The organism is Mycobacterium sp. E2462, assembly GCF_001672685.1.
Lineage (GTDB): Bacteria > Actinomycetota > Actinomycetes > Mycobacteriales > Mycobacteriaceae > Mycobacterium.
Genome location: NZ_LZKC01000067.1, coordinates 1 through 994 on the forward strand (window position 1 = coordinate 1; position 994 = coordinate 994).

The 994-nt window shown below is 70.9% G+C and carries 2 protein-coding genes; one reads left to right on the forward strand and one right to left on the reverse strand.

The window, feature by feature from the left end; all coding sequences use genetic code 11:
- The coding region (locus A5714_RS25850) for a DUF5931 domain-containing protein (RefSeq protein WP_231975738.1) at positions 1-179 on the reverse strand (179 nt) is incomplete at its 3' end.
- Positions 180-305: 126 nt separating this feature from the next.
- Between A5714_RS25850 and A5714_RS03485 the strand changes: the two genes are divergently transcribed.
- The coding region (locus tag A5714_RS03485; protein ID WP_068282809.1) for an NAD(P)H nitroreductase at positions 306-994 on the forward strand (689 nt) is incomplete at its 3' end.

The window sequence follows — 994 nt, forward strand, 5'->3', positions numbered from 1 at the left end:
ACCGCGCAGGCCGCGCTCCACGCGATCAGCACCGCGAAGAGCACCCAGCCCAGCACGGGCCGACGCAGGTCGGGGTTGATCGCGATCTGAAAACCGGTGGCGTAGATGCAGCTCAACAGCCGGAACACCTGCGCCGCGCGCCACAGCGGTGCGGTGGGGTCGGGACCGTGACTAGCCATCGGCGTTCAGCATAAGTGCCCCGCCAACGGCCCAAAGTCCTTTGCGCAAGAGCCGTCGTGCCCTCGTGCCGCCGCGCCGGGTGCGGAATCGTCGGTGTGATACGCAACTGCGAGGGGGCGACTGCCATGAATTCGCGCATGCCGGACGCGGACACGGTGCGGACCGTCCTGTCGCTGGCGTCCCGGGCCCCGTCCGTGCACAACACCCAGCCCTGGCGGTGGCGAGTGCACCCGGCCGGGCTGCAGCTGTTCGCCGACGACGCCCGGCAGTTGCCGAACACCGACCCCGACGGCCGCGACCTTCTCCTCAGTTGCGGCGCCACGCTGCACCACTGCGTCGTCGCGTTCGCGTCGGTCGGGTGGCGCTGCAAGGTGACTCGGTTCCCCGACCACGACGACCCCGGGTACCTCGCGGCCATCGAGCTTTCTGCACACCCCGCCGACGCGGTCGACATCGCGCTCGCCGCGGCGATCCCGAGGCGGCGCACCGACCGTCGGCATTACAGTTCGTGGCCTGTGCCGGTGGGAGACATCGCCCAGATGGCGGCGCGCGTGGCGCGGGCCGGGGTGACGCTGTGTCAGGTGCAGGACGTCGACGAGTTACGCGACATCGTCGCCGCATCCGTTCGGGACCACTTCACCCGCGAGTACCTCGCCGAACTCACGGCGTGGAGCGGGCGCTATTTCTCGGTGGCCGGCGTGCCCGCCCACAACACCCCCGCGTCGGACCCGGACGCGAAGATCCCGGGCCGGCTCTTCGCCGGGTCGGCGTTGCCCATGGCGCCGGGTTCGTCGGCCGACGACGACAACGCCGT